The 19,908-nt window shown below is 63.9% G+C and carries 13 protein-coding genes; 2 read left to right on the top strand and 11 right to left on the bottom strand.

From position 1 onward, the window contains the following. The first annotated feature begins 21 nt into the window (after nt 1–21). Complete coding sequence (locus AC07NV_RS18365; protein WP_495167837.1) at nt 22–2,154, top strand: S9 family peptidase; 2,133 nt, start codon at nt 22–24, stop codon at nt 2,152–2,154. Here AC07NV_RS18365 and AC07NV_RS18360 read toward each other — a convergent pair. After that, a complete protein-coding gene (locus AC07NV_RS18360; protein ID WP_495167836.1) occupies nt 2,151–2,942 on the bottom strand; it encodes a sulfite exporter TauE/SafE family protein in 792 nt (263 codons plus the stop codon). The genes AC07NV_RS18365 and AC07NV_RS18360 overlap by 4 nt on opposite strands. Next, entirely contained in the window at nt 2,939–4,297 is a 1,359-nt protein-coding gene (locus AC07NV_RS18355) for an ATP-grasp domain-containing protein (protein ID WP_495167835.1), read from the bottom strand. Before AC07NV_RS18355 ends, AC07NV_RS18360 begins: the two co-directional genes overlap by 4 nt. A 215-nt stretch (nt 4,298–4,512) precedes the next feature. Here AC07NV_RS18355 and AC07NV_RS18350 point away from each other — a divergent pair, with 215 nt between their 5' ends. After that, nucleotides 4,513–5,649 (top strand): sensor domain-containing diguanylate cyclase, encoded by a 1,137-nt coding sequence (locus tag AC07NV_RS18350; protein WP_495167834.1) that lies wholly within the window; start codon nt 4,513–4,515, stop codon nt 5,647–5,649. Nucleotides 5,650–5,725: 76 nt separating this feature from the next. On the opposite strand, the gene AC07NV_RS18345 is transcribed toward AC07NV_RS18350, so the two are convergent. The 9 genes from AC07NV_RS18345 to AC07NV_RS18305 form a co-directional block, all read right to left on the bottom strand. Beyond that, nucleotides 5,726–7,021, bottom strand: a complete 1,296-nt coding sequence (locus AC07NV_RS18345) for a sugar MFS transporter (protein WP_495167833.1) — start codon at nt 7,019–7,021, stop codon at nt 5,726–5,728. A 48-nt stretch (nt 7,022–7,069) separates the two neighbouring features. Next, nucleotides 7,070–9,553 (bottom strand): glycoside hydrolase family 3 protein, encoded by a 2,484-nt coding sequence (locus AC07NV_RS18340; RefSeq protein ID WP_495167832.1) that lies wholly within the window; start codon nt 9,551–9,553, stop codon nt 7,070–7,072. A gap of 87 nt (nt 9,554–9,640) precedes the next feature. Further along, nucleotides 9,641–10,837 carry an MFS transporter gene (locus AC07NV_RS18335; RefSeq protein ID WP_495167831.1) on the bottom strand — a complete coding sequence of 399 codons (1,197 nt, stop codon included), beginning with the start codon at nt 10,835–10,837 and terminating at the stop codon, nt 9,641–9,643. Beyond that, a complete protein-coding gene (locus tag AC07NV_RS18330; protein WP_495167830.1) occupies nt 10,830–11,894 on the bottom strand; it encodes a LacI family DNA-binding transcriptional regulator in 1,065 nt (354 codons plus the stop codon). Before AC07NV_RS18330 ends, AC07NV_RS18335 begins: the two co-directional genes overlap by 8 nt. Before the next feature lie 112 nt (nt 11,895–12,006). Next, nucleotides 12,007–13,506, bottom strand: coding sequence for a tryptophan halogenase family protein (locus AC07NV_RS18325; protein ID WP_495167829.1), 1,500 nt, complete (start codon nt 13,504–13,506; stop codon nt 12,007–12,009). Then, a complete protein-coding gene (locus tag AC07NV_RS18320; protein WP_495167828.1) occupies nt 13,503–14,534 on the bottom strand; it encodes a cupin-like domain-containing protein in 1,032 nt (343 codons plus the stop codon). The genes AC07NV_RS18325 and AC07NV_RS18320 overlap by 4 nt, the downstream gene beginning before the upstream one ends. Continuing rightward, nucleotides 14,527–15,246 (bottom strand): SapC family protein, encoded by a 720-nt coding sequence (locus AC07NV_RS18315; RefSeq protein ID WP_495167827.1) that lies wholly within the window; start codon nt 15,244–15,246, stop codon nt 14,527–14,529. The genes AC07NV_RS18320 and AC07NV_RS18315 overlap by 8 nt, the downstream gene beginning before the upstream one ends. Nucleotides 15,247–15,258: 12 nt before the next feature. Further along, on the bottom strand, nt 15,259–16,794 hold the full coding sequence (locus AC07NV_RS18310; RefSeq protein ID WP_495167826.1) for a tryptophan halogenase family protein: 1,536 nt from the start codon (nt 16,792–16,794) through the stop codon (nt 15,259–15,261). Between the two features lie 105 nt (nt 16,795–16,899). Beyond that, nucleotides 16,900–19,884: a TonB-dependent receptor gene (locus AC07NV_RS18305; protein WP_495167825.1), complete on the bottom strand. Its 2,985-nt coding sequence runs from the start codon at nt 19,882–19,884 to the stop codon at nt 16,900–16,902. Between the last annotated feature and the right edge of the window lie 24 nt (nt 19,885–19,908).

The following is a 19,908-nucleotide window of genomic DNA, read 5'->3' as shown; positions in this document are numbered from 1 at the left end:
AACAAGGGGCGGAGAGCGTTTATGAGCAGCGCCGCGATGGCGGCACTCCTGTTGGGGAGCCGTGCTGCTTGGGCGCTCGAACAAGGCACCACCGGGCGCTGGCCCAAGGTGGCACCGCCGCAGTCGCCCCGCGTTTCGCATGTCATCGATCAATTGGGCCGCCAGCGCGACGATGCCTATAGTTGGATGAAATTCATTCCCGCCAACGGTGAGCGCTCACGCGATAACCTGCCCGATGCGGTCAGCACGATGCTGAAGGCCGAGAATGATTATGCGGACGCAATTCTTGCGCCGCTGGCGGGAGAGCGCGCCAAACTGCTCGATGCGATGCTGGCGCGGGCATCGGGCGACATGGCGGCGCCCGCGCTCGAAAAAGACGGTTGGGACTATGGATCGGTAACGCCCGCCGGCGCAGCGCATGCCGTCTACACGCGCAACAGGAAAGGCGGAAAGCCCGAGCGACTGGTCGATGAGGCTGCGCGCGCGAAAGGCCAGCCCTATTTCCGCAGCACCGGCCACCAGCCGAGCCCCGATCACCGCTATTTCGCCTGGGCCGAGGATGTCATCGGCAACGACCGCCACCGGATCGTCATCCGCGACAATCAAAGCGGCGATGTGCGCACGATCGTCGACAAGGACGCCTATGGTTATGGCGGGCTCGTCTTCGCTCCCTCCTCGCGTTGGCTGTTCTGGATCTGGCGCGACGCGCGCAACCGGCCGACGCGGCTGTATCGCACCTCGGTCGACGGGAAGGTCACCGACCTCGTCTATGAGGAAAAAGACCCCGCGATCTTCATGTCGGTCAAGCGGACCGCGGCCGATGGTTTCGTTGCCCTCACCCTCGCCGGCCCCGAAACCGCCGAGGTCCGGCTTGTGTCCGCCGCCGACGAAACGGCGGCACCCGCCGTCGTCTGGCCGCGCAAAATCGGCGTCCGCTACGACATCGACGAGTGGAACCGCGGCCTCGTCGCGCTGACCGATGCCGACAATGCCTTCGACATGGAACTGATTGGCCTTGACCCTGAAAGCTTTCGCACGCTCGCGACGCTTGTCCCGCACCGCGCGGGAACGCCGATCCTCTCGATCCTGCCGTTCGCGGCGGCTCTGGTGCGGCTTGAGCGCGTCGACGGCCTTCATCGGCTCGTCATCCTTCGCGTCGACGGATCCGAACAGGCGATTGCCTTCGATGACCCCGCCTATGCGATCGAGCTGCCACCCGAGCAAAGCTATAGCGCCGCGTCGGTGATGATCGTCCACCAGTCACCCAAATCGCCGCGCCGCTGGATTTCCATCGATCTGGCAAGCGGCAAGCAGACGATCGTCCAGCAACAAGCCGTCGCGAATTTCGATCCCGACGACTATGAGGTCGAGCGATTGTTCGTCCCCGCTCCCGATGGAGAGATGGTGCCGATCACCCTGCTCTCGCGCCGCGGCGCGCCGAAGGACGGCAAGGCACCGCTCCTCCAATATGGCTATGGTTCGTACGGCGTGCCGAGCGATCCCGAATTCTCGATCCCCGCGCTCGCGCTCGTCGATCGCGGTTGGCGTTATGCGATCGCGCATGTCCGCGGCGGGTCGGAAAAAGGACGACGCTGGTTCCTCGGCGGACGCAAGTTCACCAAGCGCAACAGCTTCACCGATTTCATCGCCTGCGCCGAACATCTGGCGGCCGAAGGTTACACCGCGAAAGGCAAGGTCGTCGCCTATGGCCTCTCGGCGGGGGGTCTGCTCGTCGGCGCCAGCATGAACATCGCGCCGACCCTGTGGGGCGGTGTGATCGCGCAAGTGCCTTTCGTCGACATGCTCAACACGATGAGCGACGGCGCGCATCCGCTCGTGCCGCTGTTCCGCCCCGACTGGGGCGATCCGCTCGCCGATCCCGAAGCCTATGACTATATCGCCTCGATCTCACCCTATGAGAATGTCCGGGCGACCGCTTACCCGCCCCTGCTCTGCACGGCGGGACTGAAGGACGACCGCGTCGCCTATTGGGAACCCGCGAAACTGGTCGCCGAAGTGCGTCGCCGTTCGACGAGCGGCAATCCTGCACTCCTGCACACCGATATGGATAGCGGGCATCAGGGCAGCGCCGACCTGAAAAGCGAGTATCAGCAGAAAGCGCTATTCTGGGCCTTCGCCATGCGCTGCGTCTAGAAACCGCGGAACGTCGGTACCGGATCGAACATCAGCGCGATGAAGCCGTAAGCGCTGGCGAGCAGCAACAGCACGCCCGCGGCGGCGATCAACCAGTCAGCGCGCAGGCGGCGGACCAGCCAGGCACCGATCGGCGCGGCAATGGCCCCACCGATCAGCAACCCAATCGCGGCGGTGCTGAAGCTCTGCCAGCCCATTGCGCCGATGAAGCCGGCCGCGATGGTCACCGTGACGAAAAACTCCGACGCGTTCACCGTCCCGATGACGATGCGCGGTTCTGCGCCCTGTGCCAGCAGATTGGCGCTGACGATCGGCCCCCATCCGCCGCCGCCCGATCCGTCGGCAATCCCGCCGATCAGGCCGAGCGGGCCGACGAGCTTGATGCTGCGATAGGTTTGCGGACGCCGCGCACCGCGCCAAAGCAGATAGATGCCGACGGCGCCCAGATATGCGAGCACAACGGGGCGCGCGATGCTGTTGTCGATATTGGTCAATATCCATACGCCGATCAGCCCGCCAATGATGCCGGGTACGACGAGCCGGCGGAACAGCCGCCAGTCGACATTGCGCTGCATCGCGTGCGCAAGCCCCGACACCCCGCCGGTAAAGCTTTCCGCGACATGGACTGCCGCCGAGGCCGACACGGGCGGCAAGCCGAGCACCAGCAACAGCGCGGTGCCGATGACACCGAACGCCATGCCGAGCGCGCTATCGATCAGCTGCGCGGCAAATCCGACGACAATGAAGGGCAACAGCGCCCAAAGCGTCAGCCCGTCGAACGCCGTCATCGGATGGCCTGCCGGGTGCGGGTGGTTTTGGGTGCGCGGCGCGTAAAAAGAAAAACCGCCGGAAAGCAGAGCGCGATCAGCGACAGAGCGCCGGCGAAGATCGGCTCTCCCCCTGCAAGCCAGGGCAGGACGGCGGCCCATATCGATACGCCGAGCACGGTCAGCAAAATCTGCTCCTGATCGATATCGGTGGCTACCGCGAGTGGCACGCCGCGGGCATCCGCACGAAGGGCCTCGAGGCGACGTGCGACCGGACTGTGCGGCACCGCCCGCGCACCGGGCGTCAGTGACGACAGCACCGACCCAAGCCCGGCCCCGACCAGCCGGACTCCGACCGCGCGGGCAAAGGCGCGCGGCTCCTCGAGCCGGTCGCCAATCGCACGCAGGCTGAGCCGGCCACCGAAAACGAGGTCGATCAACGCCTCGCCGGTCACCGCCTTGATCGGGCGATCCTGCACCTCGTGGCTCGCCTCGATCCAGTCGAAGATCGCGTTGGGAACGTCGACGCTGCATGCCCGCTCCAGCCCCTGGAACCCCGGCGCGCTATTGGCTTCGCAGATCCTGTACCCTTCATTGTCGAACAGGATGTCGATCCCCGCGACCTCCAGCCCCAACGTATCGGCGGCGCGCGCGGCAAGGTCGGCCATTTCGCCGGTCGGGGTATAGGCGATGCCCACACCGCCCAGCGAGACATTCGATTTGAAATGGCCCGCGGGCGAACGCCGCTCCATTGCCGCGATCACCCGCCCGCCGATCACGAGCACGCGCACGTCGCGGCCATGGCTCGACCGCACATAATGCTGGAACAGGAAATCGGCTTTTGCGTCAGCGCTTTCGAGCAGCCCTGCCAGATCCTCGAACTGGCTGCGGTCCTCGCATTTCAGAACGCCGGTGCCGCGCGTGCCGCGCAGCGTCTTGACGATCAGCGGGAATCCCAGCTCCTCCTCGACGATGTCGACCCCCATCGGGAATTTTCCCAGGATCGTTGCGGGAATGGGCAATCCTGCGCGCGCAAGCCGCTGCATCGTGTGGAGCTTGTCGGCGACCAGATCGATGGTTTCGGGGCCGTTGACCAGCCGTACGCCGCGCCGCTCGAAGTGGCGAAGCACGGCGAGCGTAAAATAGTCGGTTTCGGCGCCCGTCCGGCAGAGGATGAAGTCGGGCCGCGCGAGCGAATGGCCTTCGTAATGGACCGACCAGCCGTCCTCGGGTGCAGCGACGATGTCGAAATTATGCGGTTTCAGCACGTGAAGCTCGATTCCACGCGCCGCCGCGGCTTCCTGAAATCGCAGGATTTCCGGCACTTCCGGCAATGCCGGGTCGAGATCCCGTTGGAAGAAAATCCAGCCCAGCAACGATCGGCTCCTTTGAACATCTGGTCGAACGCAATCGCTCAGTGCCAGAGAACGTCCCGCTCGCGCAATCGTTCAAGCGGTAAATTGACTTAAGTCGCTGTTTTGACGTTCCGATTGTACCAGCCGCTCCCCAGCGGCATCCTGACGACCGAATAATCCTGCGATATTCGGGATATCGGCCTTAAACCCGCCCTTCCGGGCTCGTTAACTGTCGCATGACCACCAAAGCGACACAATCGAATGAGCCGGTAGGACGGCTCCTGGGTTGGCTGGGGCTTCGCCACGCACGCGGCGCCCCCCCCGAAGGGGGACATGCGCCGCCCGATGGAGGCGGGCCGCGCGACATCGCGCGGCAGCTACGGTACGAACTCGCCGCTTCGATCACTTCCTTCCTCGTCGACAACGACCTCGATGTGTCGCCCGCCAACCTGCTGTTGGCGCATAGTGCCTTTTCGGGGAAAAACCCCCGGCTAGCGCGTCAGATCGTTGCGCAGGCTCAATCGGCCGACGGCATCAGCCAGCGATGGCTCAACGACCTTGGCGAACAGGAAAGCGGCCAGCCCGACCGCGCCGATCTCGACCGCCTTATGACCCGTCTCGAAACCAATCTCGAATCCTTCCAGGCGAACACCAAAGAAGCCCGCGACGTCACCAGCGACTACGGGACCGAACTCGAACAGCATGTCATCGATCTCGAACAATTGCAGAAAACGGGGCGCATCGTCTCGAACCTCGCCGACCTTGCCAGGGTCATGCTCGACCGCACGCGCAAGGCCGAAGACGACATGCGCAAGAGCGAAGATGAAGCAAAGGCTCTCCGCCGCAGCCTCGAGCGCGCCAAGCGCGATGCCGAGGTCGATTATCTGACCGGCCTGCCCAACCGCCGCGCGTTCGAAACCCTGCTCGACCGGCATCACCAAGAAGCCCGTGCGGCGTGCGAACCGCTAAGCGTCGCCTTTTGCGACATCGACGAGTTCAAAAAGGTCAACGACATCCATGGCCATGACGCGGGCGACCGCGTCATCAAGGCAATCGCCGACACGCTGGCGCGGATATCGAACGACCATTGTCATGTCGCGCGCCACGGCGGCGAGGAATTCGTCATGCTGTTCCGCGGCATGACGCCGACGCAGGCGGCCGAGAAGCTCGACGATGCCCGCGAAGCCCTCGCCCACCGGCGGCTGATCAACCGCAAGACCGACGAACCCTTCGGCCAGATCACCTTCTCGGGCGGGGTTGCCGACATCTTTGGCTATGGCGACGCGCGCGCGGCGCTCAAGGCCGCCGACGCTGCGCTCTATAAAGCCAAGACGGCCGGGCGGAACCGCGTCGTGATCGCCGACCCCGCATAAAGTTCGAAGCTCCCGCGAGGGGGCGGGTAAGCCGCGGGCGATTGCGCGTCAGAGCCATCGCCCGCGGCTTTAACCGTCAGGCCGCGGGGCGCCGGGCGTAGATGCCGAACGCCGCAATGATCGCATAGCAGAGCGCTGGCAGCAGCAATGCCGTCGCGAGGCTACCGGTAAGGTCCGCCACCGCGCCGGTTGCCAGCGGCACAACCGCACCGCCGAAGATCGCAACATTGATGATTCCCGATCCGTCCGCGGCGCGGCTGCCGAGCTTTTCGGACGCAAGGCTGAAGATCGTCGGGAACATGATCGCGTTCATCAGGCCGATCGCGAGAAGACTATAGCCCGAGAAGACGCCGGTGGTGCTGGTCGAGATCAGGATCAGCGTGATCGCTCCCACCGCAACACAGGCCAGCAGCTTGCCCGGGCTCACAACGCGCATCAGTCCCGAACCGATGAAACGGCCGATCATCGCACCGCCCCAGTATAGCCCGATCAGCTTGCCCGCCGCCTGCTCCTGAAGACCCATCACGCCGGGCTGCATCAGATAATTGACGATCAACGACCCGATCGACACCTCAGCACCGACATAGAGGAAGATGCAGAGCGCGCCGAAACCGAAGCGCGGGCGTTTCAACAGGTCGAAACCCGCCAGCCCCGCACTCGCTTCATGCTTTTCACCCTGCAGCCGGTTGCGGAACAGCCACACCGCACCAGCGACGACCAGCAGTGCGACCGCGATGCCGAGATAGCCGTGAACGATCGCCTGACTTTCGGCGGTACGATAAGCATCGAGTTCGGCGCCCGACAGATCCTCCGCCTTCATCGTTGCAAGACTGCCGAGGATCAGCACCGATCCCGCGATCGGGAATATGGTGGTCCCGAGCGAATTGAACGCCTGCGCGAAAGTCAGGCGGCTGTGCGCCGTCTCGGGTTTTCCGAGTAGCGAGATCAGCGGATTGGCGACGACCTGCACGATCACGACGCCGCTAGCCAAAACGAAGAGCGCGAACAGGAACAGGCCATAGACCGCGTTCTGCGACGCCGGAATGAAGAGCAGGCACCCGACCATCATCGTCAGCAACCCGGCCACCGCGCCGCGCATATAACCGATCTTCTTGACCAGCTTTGCGCCCGGAATGCCGATCACCAGATAGGCGGTGAAGAAGCAGAATTGCACGAGCATCGCCTGCGTGTAGTTGAGCGTGAACAGCTCTTTCAGCTTGGGAATGATCACGTCGTTCAGACTGGTGATGCCGCCGAAAATGAAAAACAGCCCCATCACGAACAGACGCAGTTCGGGCGCATCGACATGCGCGTCCCCGGTCTCGCCGGTGGTGCGATCGCCGCCCGGCCCTATTTCTGGCACCAATGCCATCTATTCTCTCCCCAACCTCGTTTCAGGCCAACCCTTGCGCTGGTCTTGTCATTTTGATGCGGGCGGGCAAGGCAGATTTTCCCCGACCGCTTCTACATTCGTATTCAGCAGCGTCGCGGCAAAGCCCTTGTCGCCTTGCACGGTCATCGCATAGTCGACCTGACGCAGATTGGCGCCAGCATCGGCGAAGCAGCGCAGCGGCACCTTGATCGTCGACACCTGCCCCTTCGGCGCGGCCCTGACCATGGCAGAGATGTCGAAGGTCGCGCCGCCGAGCGCCAGCTTCACCGGGGTGTCGTGCGCCGCATCGACCCGCCAGTCGATCCGCAATGCGAAGCTGTTGTTGAGCTGGCGCGACAGATCGGCATAAGGGCCCGTCAGATGCAGCGAGGCGGGTCCGGTCCAGACGAAGGATTTGCCATCCTCCTGCGCCCGCACGTCGACCGAGCGAACCGCAATCAGGCCGCCGGGGCTCGACACCGGTCCGGAATCGACCGGACGCGCCCCGCCGGCGTCGGTAACCGACAGGACCCACGGTGCCCGCGCGCGCCCGCCCGAGAAGAAATTCTCGACATTCAGCGCCTGCGTGATGTCGATGCCAAGCACTTCCGAAAGCTGCGGCACAGCCGTGCTCGCGCCATATTTGAGACCGTAACCAACGGCAAACTGCGGATTTTCGACCGGCGACCGCGCATCGGAAGGCCAGGCGAAGGGCAGCGTGCCGGTGAAGGCCCGCGCCGTCTTGCCGTCGCGGCCGGCGACAAGCACGTCGGCGACGCCGGCGGCTTGCGAGCCCGGAAGCCACCCGGCGACGAACGCATCGGCGGCGTTGATTTCGGGGTTGGTGAACATCGGCCGCCCCGAAAGGAACAGCGCGACGACAGGAATACCCGCGGCCTTCAGCTTCTTGAGCGTGGCCAGATCGGTCGCTTCCGACGGCTGATAATCGAGCGTGGCGACGTCGCCCTGGAATTCGGCATAAGGCGCTTCGCCAAATACGACAATCGCGACGTCGGGCTTGTCGGTAAAGCTGCCATCTACCGACAGCGCCGCCTTGCCGCCCGCATCGCCGACTGCCTTGCTCAACGCCTCCCATATCGTCTGCCCGTTCGGGAAATCGGACCGGACCACGTCGGTGCCCTGCCAGCTGATCGTCCAGCCGCCCGATTGCATCGCCATATTGTCGGCCCCGGGGCCCGCGACCAGCACCTTCGCGCCCGGCTTGACTGGCAGAATGTTACCGTTGTTCTTGAGCAAGACCAAGGACTTGGAAACCGCTTCACGCGCCACGGCCAGATGGTCCGCCGCGCCAACAGCGGCAAAGTTACCGCGGTTAACATGGCCCTCGACGAACAGCCCCAGCTTGTATTTCACGCGCAGGATACGGCGCACGGCATCGTCGAGCCGCGCGGCCGGTATCGTGCCGTCCTTCGCATGTTTCAGCGTCGTTTCGTACAATCCCTTCCAGCTATCGGGCGCCATGAACATGTCGAGCCCGGCGTTGATCGACTGCGCGCAATCGGTGACGCTGCATCCCGCGACCTGTCCGTGGCCGTTCCAGTCGCCGACGACGAAGCCCTCGAACCCCATCTTCTTTTTGAGCGCGTCGGTCAGCAGCCCCTTGTTGCCGTGATGCTTGACACCCTGCCAGCTCGAGAAGCTCGCCATCACGGTGAGCGCACCGGCATCGATCGCGGCGGGATAGCCCTGCGCATGCTTCGCGATCAGTTCCTTTTCGTCGACTTTGGCGTCGCCCTGGTCCTTGCCCTCGAAGGTCCCGCCATCGGCGAGGAAATGTTTGGCGGTCGCCGCGACATGCGTGCCGTCGACCGAGCGACCGGCGACCAATGGCCCCTGCAATCCGAGCACCATCGCCTTGGCATATTCGGCGATCAGCTTCGGATCGGACGCATAGCCTTCATAGCTGCGGCCCCAGCGCAGATCCTGCGGCACCGCGAGAGTCGGGGCAAAGGTCCACTCGATCCCGCTGCCCGCGATTTCGGCCGCGGTGACCGCGCCGATGCGCTGGATCAGTTCGGGATCGCGCGCGGCGCCAAGTCCGATATTGTGCGGGAACAACGTCGCCCCCGGGATATTATTGTGCCCGTGGACCGCATCGACGCCGAAAATGATCGGGATCGCCACGCCGTTCGCCTGCGGACGCAACGACACCGAACGAAAATCGCCGACGAGTCTGGCCCAGTCGGCCGCGCTCGATCGTTCATTACCACCCGGGCCGCTGTTGCCGCCCGCGAGGATCGATCCGAGCGGATAGGTTTCGAGGTCCTTAGGGGTAATCGTGCTGATATCGGCCTGAACCAGCTGGCCAACCTTCTGCTCGATCGTCATTTTCCCGATCAGCGCGTCGATCCGCGCCTCGGTTTTGGGATCGGAAATCGCCGCCGGCGTTTTCGCCGCCGGCCAGAGTTCCGCATGGACTACGGCCCCTTCCGTCCCTGCGTCCTGCGGTGCAGCCATTGCGGTTCCTGCCAAAAGCAGCGCGGTCGCCATCACCATTGCCTGTCGGCGCATCGTCTCTCCCATCCCTCTATGTGAACGTTATCAAAATTGATGTCGCATAGTGGCCAGATGAAATCAAGCGCTCTATTTCGGGCGGGGTTAGCGCAGGCACGGCATCGTCGCGAGGAGGAGCACGGCGATCGCCGAGAGTCCCGCAAGCAACAGGAAAAGCGCGTCAAAACCGAAGCCCGGGACGAGCGAGATCGTCAGCCATGGCATGATCATCGAGGGTACGGTGTTGGTCAGGTTGAAGATGCCAAGATCGCGCCCGCGGCGATCGGAGCGCGGCAGGATCCGCAGCGTCTGGCTGGAATGAAGCGACAGGAACACTGTGCTCGCGATACCGAATACCAGATAGCTCGCCTTCGCGGCGTCCAGCCCCGTCGCCATCGCCATACCGACCATCCCCATGCTCGACACCGCTGCGGCCGCGACGAGCGGCAGGAACGGCCGATCGGTGCGATCCGCCCAGCGTCCGCTGGCCAGCGCGATGGGAATGGCAAGCGTCAACGCCATGCCGAACAACCGCGCCTTTTCATTGTCGTGCATGTCGGGATCGATCGATCGAAACCAGAAATAGAGATAGGCGAACAACGCCGCTTCGGCGATCTGGACCAGCAATCGCGCGAGCCACATCCGCACTGCGGGGCCGGTCGGTCGCGGCGACGGCTTGCCCGTAATCCGGAACGGCGGCGGTGCGGTAAGGTCCGGGAAGGGCCGCGGGCGGCCGAGGAGCAGGACCGGTAGAACCGCAGTCGCCACCAACAGGGCGATGACCACCAGCCGCTGTTCCGCTGACACCAGCCCCGGCCAGGTGACAAGCCATCCCGACCAGCCGCCGAGTGCTGGCGAAAAGGCGAGCAGCCCGCCAAGCAGGCCCTTCTGCTCGTCGGGTACACAATCGCCGGCCCACGCCGCCAACGGCCCGAGCATCATATTGAGCGTCAACTGCCAAGCAATGATGACCCCGACGAGTGTCCAGATGTCGTGCGCCAACGGAACCAGCAACAACAGCGCGATGGTCGATACCAGCCCCGTCAATATCCATCCGCGCCGGTTGCCCGTCCGGTCGCTGAGCCAGCCAAAACCGATACCGCCCAGACTGGCCGCAATCGCACCGAAAAAGGTGACATAGCCCAGCATCCGGACATCGGCCGCCCCGGCAAGCTCGGTCATCCGTGACGGCAACCAGATCGTCAGGAAGGGAACATAGGCGATCGCGCCTCCGGCGGCCGCAAACGCATAAAGCAGAAGAAAGCGGATCGACTGGCGGCGCGGGGCCGATGTCTCAGCCATGCACGACGACAGGCGGCGCAGCGCTCGACCCGCGCTCGACAAGGCCGCCCGGCACGCGCGTCGGCTCGATCGGACGCGGAGCCCCCCGCTGGGCCGCGATGATCAATTCGACCGCACGCGAGGCGGTTTCGGCAACCGGCTGGTCGACCGCGGTCAACGCCGGCTGGGTAAAGCGGACAATCGGGGTGTTGTCGAAGCTGACGATCGATAGCTCGCCGGGCACATCGAGACCCCGCTCGCGGGCGACCTCGAGCGTCGCGAGCGCCATCTGGTCGCTGCTCGCAATGATCGCGGTGGGCGGATTGGCGCTACCCAGCAGATGCCGCGCGGCGGCCGCGCCGGAGGCATAGGTGAAGTCGCCTTCGGCCAGCAGCCCCTCGGTAGACAAGCCCGCAGCCGCCATTTCGGCTTCCCAGCCGTCGATGCGCCAGCGGCTCAAACTATATTCGGGCGAACCGGAGATAAAGCCGATGCGTTTGTGGCCGAGGTCGATCAGGTGACGCGTCGCGCGCCGCGCCGACCCTTCATCGTCCATCGTCAGTGCGATCCCCGCCGCGCCGCCGCGCGATCCGATGCGCGCGAACGGGATTTTCTGCTGGTCGAGCAGACCGACGATCAACGGATTATCCGAATGCGGCGGGGTCAGGATCACCCCGTCGGGCTGCAGCGCCGCAATCGCTGCGCGCAGCTCGCGCTCGACATGGTCGTTGTGCGTGTCGACGAGTTCGAAGATCATGCGATAGCCGAACTCGGCGCATTTCAGCATCCCGCCGAGCAGCATCTGGTCGACCCAGTCGACCCCCTGCCGCCCGCGCCAGTCGGCAATCGTGCGTTCGCGGTCGTTGATCGCAAGGATCAGATAGGAGCGCGACCCGCTCATCCGCTGTGCGGCGATCGACGGGACATAGCCGAGCTTGTCGATCGATGCCTGCACGCGCTCCTTCATTTCGGGGCGGACGTTGGGCTCATTGTTGATGACGCGGCTCACCGTCTGCAACGACACACCCGCGTCGGCTGCAACATGCTTGATCGTAACCGACTGCCGCCGACGCCCCATTATGCCCCCTGGCCTCTTATATGCCCGCCATCGCTAACGGCATCGCGGTGACAATGCCAGCCGCGAACCCGGCCTGCTTCCACAATTTGCCGATATTTCCGATTATCGATGGTCATGCTGCCTTCGGTTCTTCGGCGCCGCAATAGCGCGCGACATAGGCGTGATGCTCGGGCAGCGTCGCGACGGTCTGCGCGATATTATCGCGGATCGACTGGAACAACCGCTCGACCTCGTCGTCGCGCAGCTTGTCGGCGATGGGGTGATAGCTTTGCGGCTCGATCCCCTGCCCCATCATCACCTGCACCCAGCTATTCTCCGCAAAAAGCTCCTCATATTTGCGGAACACACGCCCGGTTTCGCGAAACAGTTCGATCTTCTGCTGCAACGAGTCCGGTACCGGCATGTTCGCGACATGGCGCCAGAACGGGCTGTCGCGGCGATTGGTCGCCTTGTAATGCAGGACCACGAAGTCGCGGATCTGCTCGATGTCGACGCGCTGCTGGTCGTTGAATTCGGCGGCGTCGCGTTCGCTGACCCGCCCGTTCGGCATCATGCGGATGAAGCGCAGCACCGCGCGCTGGATCAGGTGCACCGTCGTCGCCTCGAGCGGCTCGACGAACCCGCCTGCCAGACCGACCGCGACGCAGTTGCGGAACCATTGCTTGCGCCGCACCCCGCCCTTGAACTTGATGTCGAACGGTTCGATCAGCGGATCGCCGACGCTGCTCATCAACCGGCCATACGCTTCGTCGCGCGACAGATAGCCGCTCGAATAGACGATGCCGGCGCCCATGCGATGCTGCAGCGGGATGCGCCATTGCCAGCCGGCATCGTGCGCGATCGCCTGCGTATAGGGCTGCGGCGGGCCGAGATGCTTCGATTGCACCGCAATCGCGCTGTCGTTGGGGAGCCAGTGGCTCCAATCCTCGAACCCCGCATGCAGCGCGCCATCGATCAAGAGGCCGCGAAAGCCGGTGCAGTCGACGAACATGTCGCCCTCGATCCGCCGGTCGCCACCCAGATGCAGCGCGGCAATGTCGCCATTTTCGCTGTTCAGTTCGACGCGCGCTATCTTGCCCTCGACGCGCTTGCAGCCGTCGGCCTCGGCCAGTTTGCGCAGGAAGCGTCCATAGAGCGTCGCATCGACATGATAGGCGTAGTTCATGCGGTCTTCGGGCAGGTGCGCAAACTTGCCCTCCATCCCGGCGACGAGTTCGAGGCAATAATCGCTGTACGGCTGTTCGTGCCCGCGCTCGCGCGCGTTCAGCCAGAAATGCTGGAACCCCGCCGACCAGTGATCCTTCCCCGACAGGCCGAAGCTGTGGAAATAGCTGTCGCCGTCGTGCTTCCAATTGTCGAACAGGATGCCGAGTTTGAAGGTCGCCTGCGTCGCGCGCATGAATTCGGGTTCGGGGATGCCGAGGATGCGGTTAAAATTGACCAGCGGCGGGATCGTCGATTCCCCGACCCCGATCGTCCCGATCTGTTCGGATTCGACGAGCGTCAGGTCGACCGTCTTGCCCATCGTGCGGGCAATCGCCGCCGCCATCATCCAGCCTGCGGTGCCGCCCCCGGCGATGACGACGCGCTGGACAGGTTTCTTGTCGCTCATTTACTCAAAGCCCTCAGCAAGAAGGCGCGCAGCCGGCCCGCCGTTTCGGACGTAAGCGGGGCGAGGATGCTGCGCGCGGTTTCGGGAATATGGTCGGTGACCTGCTCGTCGTTGTCGAAGACATAATGGTCGAATTGCGCGCGCCAGATCGCCTTGTCCTCTGCCGGTAGATCGCGGATCGCGAGGATCGCGTGATTGAGCGCCGACTGCGGCTGACCAAGCCAGGCGGGCGTGCGCCGCCACCAGTAATTGACCAGGATGTTGAAGCCCTCGAGCCCCTCGACATGGTGCCACCACATCGACGGGATGAAGATCGCATCGCCGGGCTCGAGCTCGACGGTCTGCGCCTCGGCCATCGCATCGACGAAGCGCGGGTGCGCGACGAGATCGGGTGCGTCGAAATCGACCATGCTTACGACGCGGCCCGCGGGGGTGTTGTCGATCGGCCCCAGATAGAGGTTGCGAAAGGCGCTCGGCGGAAACAGCGTGAAACGCCGACGGCCCACCGCGCAGCAGGCGAGATTGTCGGGATAATCATTGTGCGCCGCGATCTGCGTGCGCGTACCGATCCAGATGCTTTTCAGCGGATCGCGCGCCCCAAGGTCCATCGGGTTCGCTTCGTCGAGCCCGTCGAAATGCGACGGGATATCGATCGACGCGAGATACACCGTGCGGCTTTCGCTCTTTTCCTCGGCCGTATCGATACCGGCAAAAATATCGGCGAGCTTGCCCGTCCCGATCCGGAAATTCATTTCCATCTTGGCGTCGTAGAACAGGCGCCCGTCGTGGCCCGGCGGGCCGATCGATACCTTGAAGGGCCGATCGCGCGCACGATCGAGCAAATAGCGCCGCGCGTCGCGGGCCGAGCGCTTCCCCGCCTCGACCAAAGGCCAGTCGGCAACGAGCCCGCGAAGGACAAAGGGCTCGCGCGCGCCTTCCAGCAACGCGCCCGGCCCCGCCCCCTTATTCCATTCGCGCTCGCGCACCGGCGCGAGGCGGTCGTATATGGCGCGGTCGCGCTCAGCCATCGGCCAGCCTGCGGTTCTTGCGTGCGACGAGCACCGACAGTTGCGACAGCGACGCGAGCGCCATGAACATCGGCATCAGATGTCCCGCTGCGTGGAGGCTACCCAGTGCCTCGGCATCGAGTGCACGCAGCTTCGCCTCGTCGATGATGTGAAAGCCGACGAGCGAGTGGATAGACCCGTCGTCGAGTGTGACTTCGAGGCTGAAGGGTTCGAGCAGGTCATAGGCGAGTAGCGCGTCATAAAAGGCGCCGCTCTCGCGATAGCCTTCGTCCAGATCGCCAAGCCGCTCGACGATGCCCTCGAGATAGGGCGTCATCGCGCCTTCGGCGTCGAACAGCCGGATGCCTTCGCCCGACGTCGCGATGCGCGGATGGTCCATATCGATATGAACCTGCCCCGGGCCGTCGCCGTTCGCCGGATGCCCGATCAGGAAAGGCTGGATTGCGACCGACAGCGGGCGATAGCGTGCGTCCCAGCGATCCCCGTGGAGAAACAGATTCTCGCCATTCTGGAAACCGAACATCGCCAGCGCCGAAAAATCCTCGCGCCCGGTTTCGCGGCGGAACAGGATCGGGAAATGCGCCTGCACCCGCCGGAACTCGCTCGGCACCGTCAGCGTCGCCATGATGTCGTCGCCCAGTTCCGCGCCCGCATCGGTCCGGACGCGCAGATCGCGGTGGGTCTTATTGTCGAGGACGGCGTGGCGGGTCATCAAATTTCTTTCCTATCGCGCGGCTGCGGCATGGGGCTCGTCTCGCAGGGCGTCGAGATAATCACGATTGGCCGGAAGCGCCGCGGCGAGCGAGCGGGCGCGCTGCCAGTTCTCGGCGAGCAACGCCGCGGCGCGCTCGCTCGCCGGCAGATCGGACGGGGACGGATAGCCCATGCCATAGAGGATATATTGATGGCTTTCGGCCGAGAAAATCTCGTCGACGCGCGGAAAATCCCACGTCGACGGCGGCTGGTCGCGCCACAGCCGCAACATTTCCGCGAGGCGTGGCGGCATATGCGCGGGATCGCGCTGCGCGAGCCAATAGGGCTCTTCGCGCCGGCTGAGTGCATAGTGGAGCTTGAGGAATTCGACGATGCGGTCCCAGCGATAGCGGAACAGCTCGTTGAAGCGATCGGCGTGGATCGGCATCGCGGCGCGGCTTGCGGGAAAATTATCGAGCAGCGCGTTCAGCGACAATTCGATCAGGACGATGGCCGAGGCCTCGAGCGGCTCGATGAAACCCGCCGACAGGCCGATCGCGATACAATTGCCTTCCCAGAAACGCGCGCGGTGGCCGGTCGGAAAGCTCAGACGGCGTGCCGGAACGTCGGGCGCGTCGGGCAGCACCTGCGCGATATAGGTGCGCAGAATCGCCTCGGCCGCATCATCGTCCATGAAGCGGCTCGCATAGACGCAGCCGATGCCGCGCCGCCCCGGCAGGCCGATATCCCAGATCCAGCCTGCGGCGTGCGCAGTCGAAACCGTCTGCGACGCGACCGGGCTGCCCGGCGCCACCGGAACCTGCGCCGCGAGAGCGCGGTCGTTGAACAAGGTATCGCTGCGATCGATCCACTCGACACCAAGCTCGCCGCCGATCAACAGCGCAGCATGACCGCTGCAGTCGATGAACAGGTCGCCGCCGATATCGCCATTCTGCCGCGTCGCGACCGAGACGATGCCGCCTTCGGCATCGCGCATGACCCCGACAACATGGTCCGCAACATGCCGCACGCCAAGCCGCTGGACCGCGTGCGCCGCGAGCAGCGCCGCAAACTTCCCCGCATCGAGATGATAGGCGTAATTCGCCGCCCCCTGATAATCGGGCATTGCGCGCTGCCGCGGCGCGAGATCAAGATCGCAGACATGCGCCTGCGCAGTCATCGCCGCCGCGAATGCCAGATCCGGCGCCCCTGTCTGCCAGGCGGCCAGCAATTCTGCGGTCGGTGCGGCGGGCGGCGACGTGAACGGGTGCAGATAGCGGTCGCCCTCGGCACCGGTTACCCAGCCATCGAACCGCGATCCCTGTTTGAACGATCCGTCGCATGTGGCAAGAAATTCCGCCTCGCCGATCCCGATCGCCGCCAGCGTCGCGCGCATCGTCGGCCAGGTCCCCTCACCGACACCGATCGTCGGAATATCCGGCGCTTCGATCAGCGTAACCGAGATTTGTCCCGCCAAGGCCCGGCGCGAACTGGCAAGGCGCGACGCCGCGAGCCAGCCGGCGGTGCCGCCGCCCACGATGACAACCCTCTCGATCGCGCTATCCATTGCTATCGATCCTAAGCCAGCTTGCCATCGCCGTCACGCAAAAGAGCCGCGCCCAGAAAAGCGCGACCCCCTTGCCAGCGATCCGGCGGAAATGGCCCATCCGCCCTAGAAGCTGAACCGGACCCCGGCCGCGTAGCGGGCGAAACCTGGCTGCACGAAATTGACGTTATTCTTGTGCCGCAGATGCCCTCGCCGACCTTCTCCGGTCAGGTTGATCGCCTCGACAAATGCCGTGAGACCCGGGATGAACTCATAGCTCGCACTCGCGTCGATCTGCCAATATTCCTCGATATATTCGGGATTTGGCCCCGTCTTCGTAAGGAATTCATCGCGCCAGTTCCACGCGACACGCGCCTGAAGACCGTTCTTGTCATAATAGGCGACCGCATTCGCGCTGTCGCTCAGGCCGGTCAACGCAAACTGCGGCACCGTCGACGGCTGCGCGTTGTCATAAGTCGCGTCGCCGTCGACCTTCGTATAGTTCAGGATCACGCCGAAACCGGTATCCCAGAAACTATGCTGGATCGCGAACTCCCAGCCGTCGAGCGAGGCCTTCTGATCGCTGTTGATCGGCGTCGTAATCTCGAAATTGACCAGCGGATCGCCCGGCGCTGCGTTGATGATGTTGCCAGTGACGGTGCTCGGGAACCGGTTAATAATCTCCTGGCGAATCTGCCCGACGGTCGCATTTGGCCCAAGCGCCGCAACCACAGCATTCCAGCGCGGCCCGCCTATCGGCGTCGTAAGGCCGAACGCATTGGCATCGATCCGCGATGTGGCTATGAAGTTGCTGACATCCTTGTGGAAATAGCCCACCGAAATATAGCTGTCGCGCGCGTAATACCATTCGGCGGACAGGTCGATATTCTTCGATTTATAGGGGATCAGGCCGGGATTTCCCTGTGCGCCTGTGCCGCCGCCAACGCGGAACAGCGTATCGATCGTGCGGCCGCCCTGCATGTTGGCATAGTCGGGCCGCGTAATCGTATGGCTGTACGATGCCCGCAGCTTGACGTCTTCCATCGGCGAGATGTCGAAATCGACCGCAGGCAACCAATTGTCGTAGGATCCCTTGAACCGGGTGAAATCGCTGTCGCCCGAAAAGACGACGTTGAGTTCATTGTCGCCCACCCAGCGGGTGGTCACCGGCACCGGCACCAGCGCGGCCGACGAAATGTCGGTCGTCTCGTAGCGGATGCCCGCGACGAAATGCGCAGGGTTCTCGAACAGGTCGAACACCGTCGCCACTTGCAGATAGGGTGCCAGCGTTTTTTCCGAGATGCGCCGATCGGTATTGAAATTGGCAAGGCAGGTGCCGGCCCGAGCCGAGCCCGTCGCCGGATTGCTGCACGTCTGGAAATTCTGCTCGACCAGATCCGCCATGCGCTCGAAATCGAAGCTGTAGAAGCTCTGGATCATCCCCGGCTGGGCGAGCCCCGGGAATTTATCCGGCAGCGTCACAAGCTTGAAGATGTCGTCGGGAATGGTCGATGCGGGCCCCGCTCCGCCCCAGGTGTCGTCGTTCTGGATCGTACCAAAGGCCGATCGCACCTTACTATCGACATAGGATACGCCGAAATCGATGCTGTCGAGGAAGCCGCCATCATGGTCATATTGACCGCGCAGTTGCACCTGATTGATCCGGTTCCGGAAAAAAGCGTTGCGGAACGCATTGCCGGTCGGGGTGATCAGCGACGTGTTCAGCGGGTCGATGCCGGGGAACATGCCATAGGAGATAACCGGCAGGTCATTCTCGAAATTGACCGTCTGGTTCTGGACGCCAAAGACGGCATTGCCCAGCGACATGCTCGACCCGAACCGGTTGACGGGATTCACCTCTGCCGTCGAATGATGTCCGTCGAGTTCGAACGTGATGCCGCCGGGGCCCTTCCATTCGAGGTTGACGCCCAGCGATTTATTCTCGGCGCGATTTTCGGCCAGCGAGCCGCTGTAGGACAAATCCTTGCCGCCATAAAGCGCGTTCGGCCCGGGAACGCCGGTCGGCGCGGCAAATCGCTCGGTGTAAAAGAGCGGCCCCGCGACGGGGCCGTCGGTCCATGCGCTCGACGTATCTTCATGGTTGAACCACACGCCGACATTGCTGTTCCGCGTTTCGACGGTGTTGCGCGAATAGATATAGTCGACCGTCGCGGTGAACGCGTCGCTCGGACGGAATTGCAGTACCGCCTGTCCGTTGATGCGCTCGCGATTGATGTCTTCGAGGTTGTAGGAAGCGTTCTGCGGCACCTGATAAACGTCGGTTGGATCGGGCCGGTTGGTGATATTTGCCGCACGCGGGGTGCCCGGCTGCGCAAGCGAACCCCAGTTGTTCTCGCTGCCGAGATAGCCGTCGCGCCAGCCCACGCTGGCGGTGTTCGTGCTCGACTTGCGCTTCTGGTAAGAGCCGACGAGCGCAATGCCGATCATATCGTCGGCGAATGTGGTGCTGAAGATGCCCGACACTTCGGGCGTGATCGGTTTGCCCGCGTTGCGTGAGCTGTCGTACACGCCCTTCACCGACAGGCTGCCACGCATTCCCGGGTTGTCGAGCGGGCGCGGCGTACGAATGTTGATGGTCGAGCCAATGCCGCCCGATTCAATCGTCGCGCGGCCGCTCTTGTAGACTTCGACCGCCGAAATGCCTTCGGACGCAAGGTTCGCGAAGTCGAACGAGCGCGAAGACGGCGCACTACCACCATCGCCGATCAGCGCAGTCGGCACCTGGCGGCCATTGACCGTCACCAGGTTGAACTCGGGCCCGAAGCCGCGGACGGTGACGAGCTGGCCTTCGCCGTTCGACCGGTCGATCGACACGCCGGTGATGCGCTGTAACGACTCGGCGAGGTTGGTGTCAGGGAATTTGCCGATGTCTTCGGCAGAAATTGCGTCGACGACGCCCTGCGCCTCGCGCTTGATATCGGCCGATGCCGCAAGGCTGGCGCGGATACCGGTGACGACGATCTCGTCGCCATTGGCAACGCCTTCCGCCGGCGCGTCTTGTGCAACCGCCGTTTGCGCCATGCCCATCAAGGATAGTACCGACGTACCGACCAGAAATTTGGCAAGCCACTGCTTTCGAGACGCCCGCATCCCCATTCCTCCCAAAATAACCGC

The sequence above is a fragment of the Sphingopyxis sp. GW821-FHT10B01 genome (genome assembly GCF_059415685.1).
This window is presented reverse-complemented; position numbering and strand designations above follow the sequence as displayed.

Coding starts and splice junctions, on each gene's coding strand:
- AC07NV_RS18365 (WP_495167837.1), top strand. CDS start 22: ATGAGCAGCGCCGCGATGGCGGCACTCCTGTTGGGGAGCCGTGCTGCT.
- AC07NV_RS18360 (WP_495167836.1), bottom strand. CDS start 2,942: ATGACGGCGTTCGACGGGCTGACGCTTTGGGCGCTGTTGCCCTTCATT.
- AC07NV_RS18350 (WP_495167834.1), top strand. CDS start 4,513: ATGACCACCAAAGCGACACAATCGAATGAGCCGGTAGGACGGCTCCTG.
- AC07NV_RS18345 (WP_495167833.1), bottom strand. CDS start 7,021: ATGGCATTGGTGCCAGAAATAGGGCCGGGCGGCGATCGCACCACCGGC.
- AC07NV_RS18340 (WP_495167832.1), bottom strand. CDS start 9,553: ATGCGCCGACAGGCAATGGTGATGGCGACCGCGCTGCTTTTGGCAGGA.
- AC07NV_RS18335 (WP_495167831.1), bottom strand. CDS start 10,837: ATGGCTGAGACATCGGCCCCGCGCCGCCAGTCGATCCGCTTTCTTCTG.
- AC07NV_RS18330 (WP_495167830.1), bottom strand. CDS start 11,894: ATGGGGCGTCGGCGGCAGTCGGTTACGATCAAGCATGTTGCAGCCGAC.
- AC07NV_RS18325 (WP_495167829.1), bottom strand. CDS start 13,506: ATGAGCGACAAGAAACCTGTCCAGCGCGTCGTCATCGCCGGGGGCGGC.
- AC07NV_RS18320 (WP_495167828.1), bottom strand. CDS start 14,534: ATGGCTGAGCGCGACCGCGCCATATACGACCGCCTCGCGCCGGTGCGC.
- AC07NV_RS18315 (WP_495167827.1), bottom strand. CDS start 15,246: ATGACCCGCCACGCCGTCCTCGACAATAAGACCCACCGCGATCTGCGC.
- AC07NV_RS18310 (WP_495167826.1), bottom strand. CDS start 16,794: ATGGATAGCGCGATCGAGAGGGTTGTCATCGTGGGCGGCGGCACCGCC.
- AC07NV_RS18305 (WP_495167825.1), bottom strand. CDS start 19,884: ATGCGGGCGTCTCGAAAGCAGTGGCTTGCCAAATTTCTGGTCGGTACG.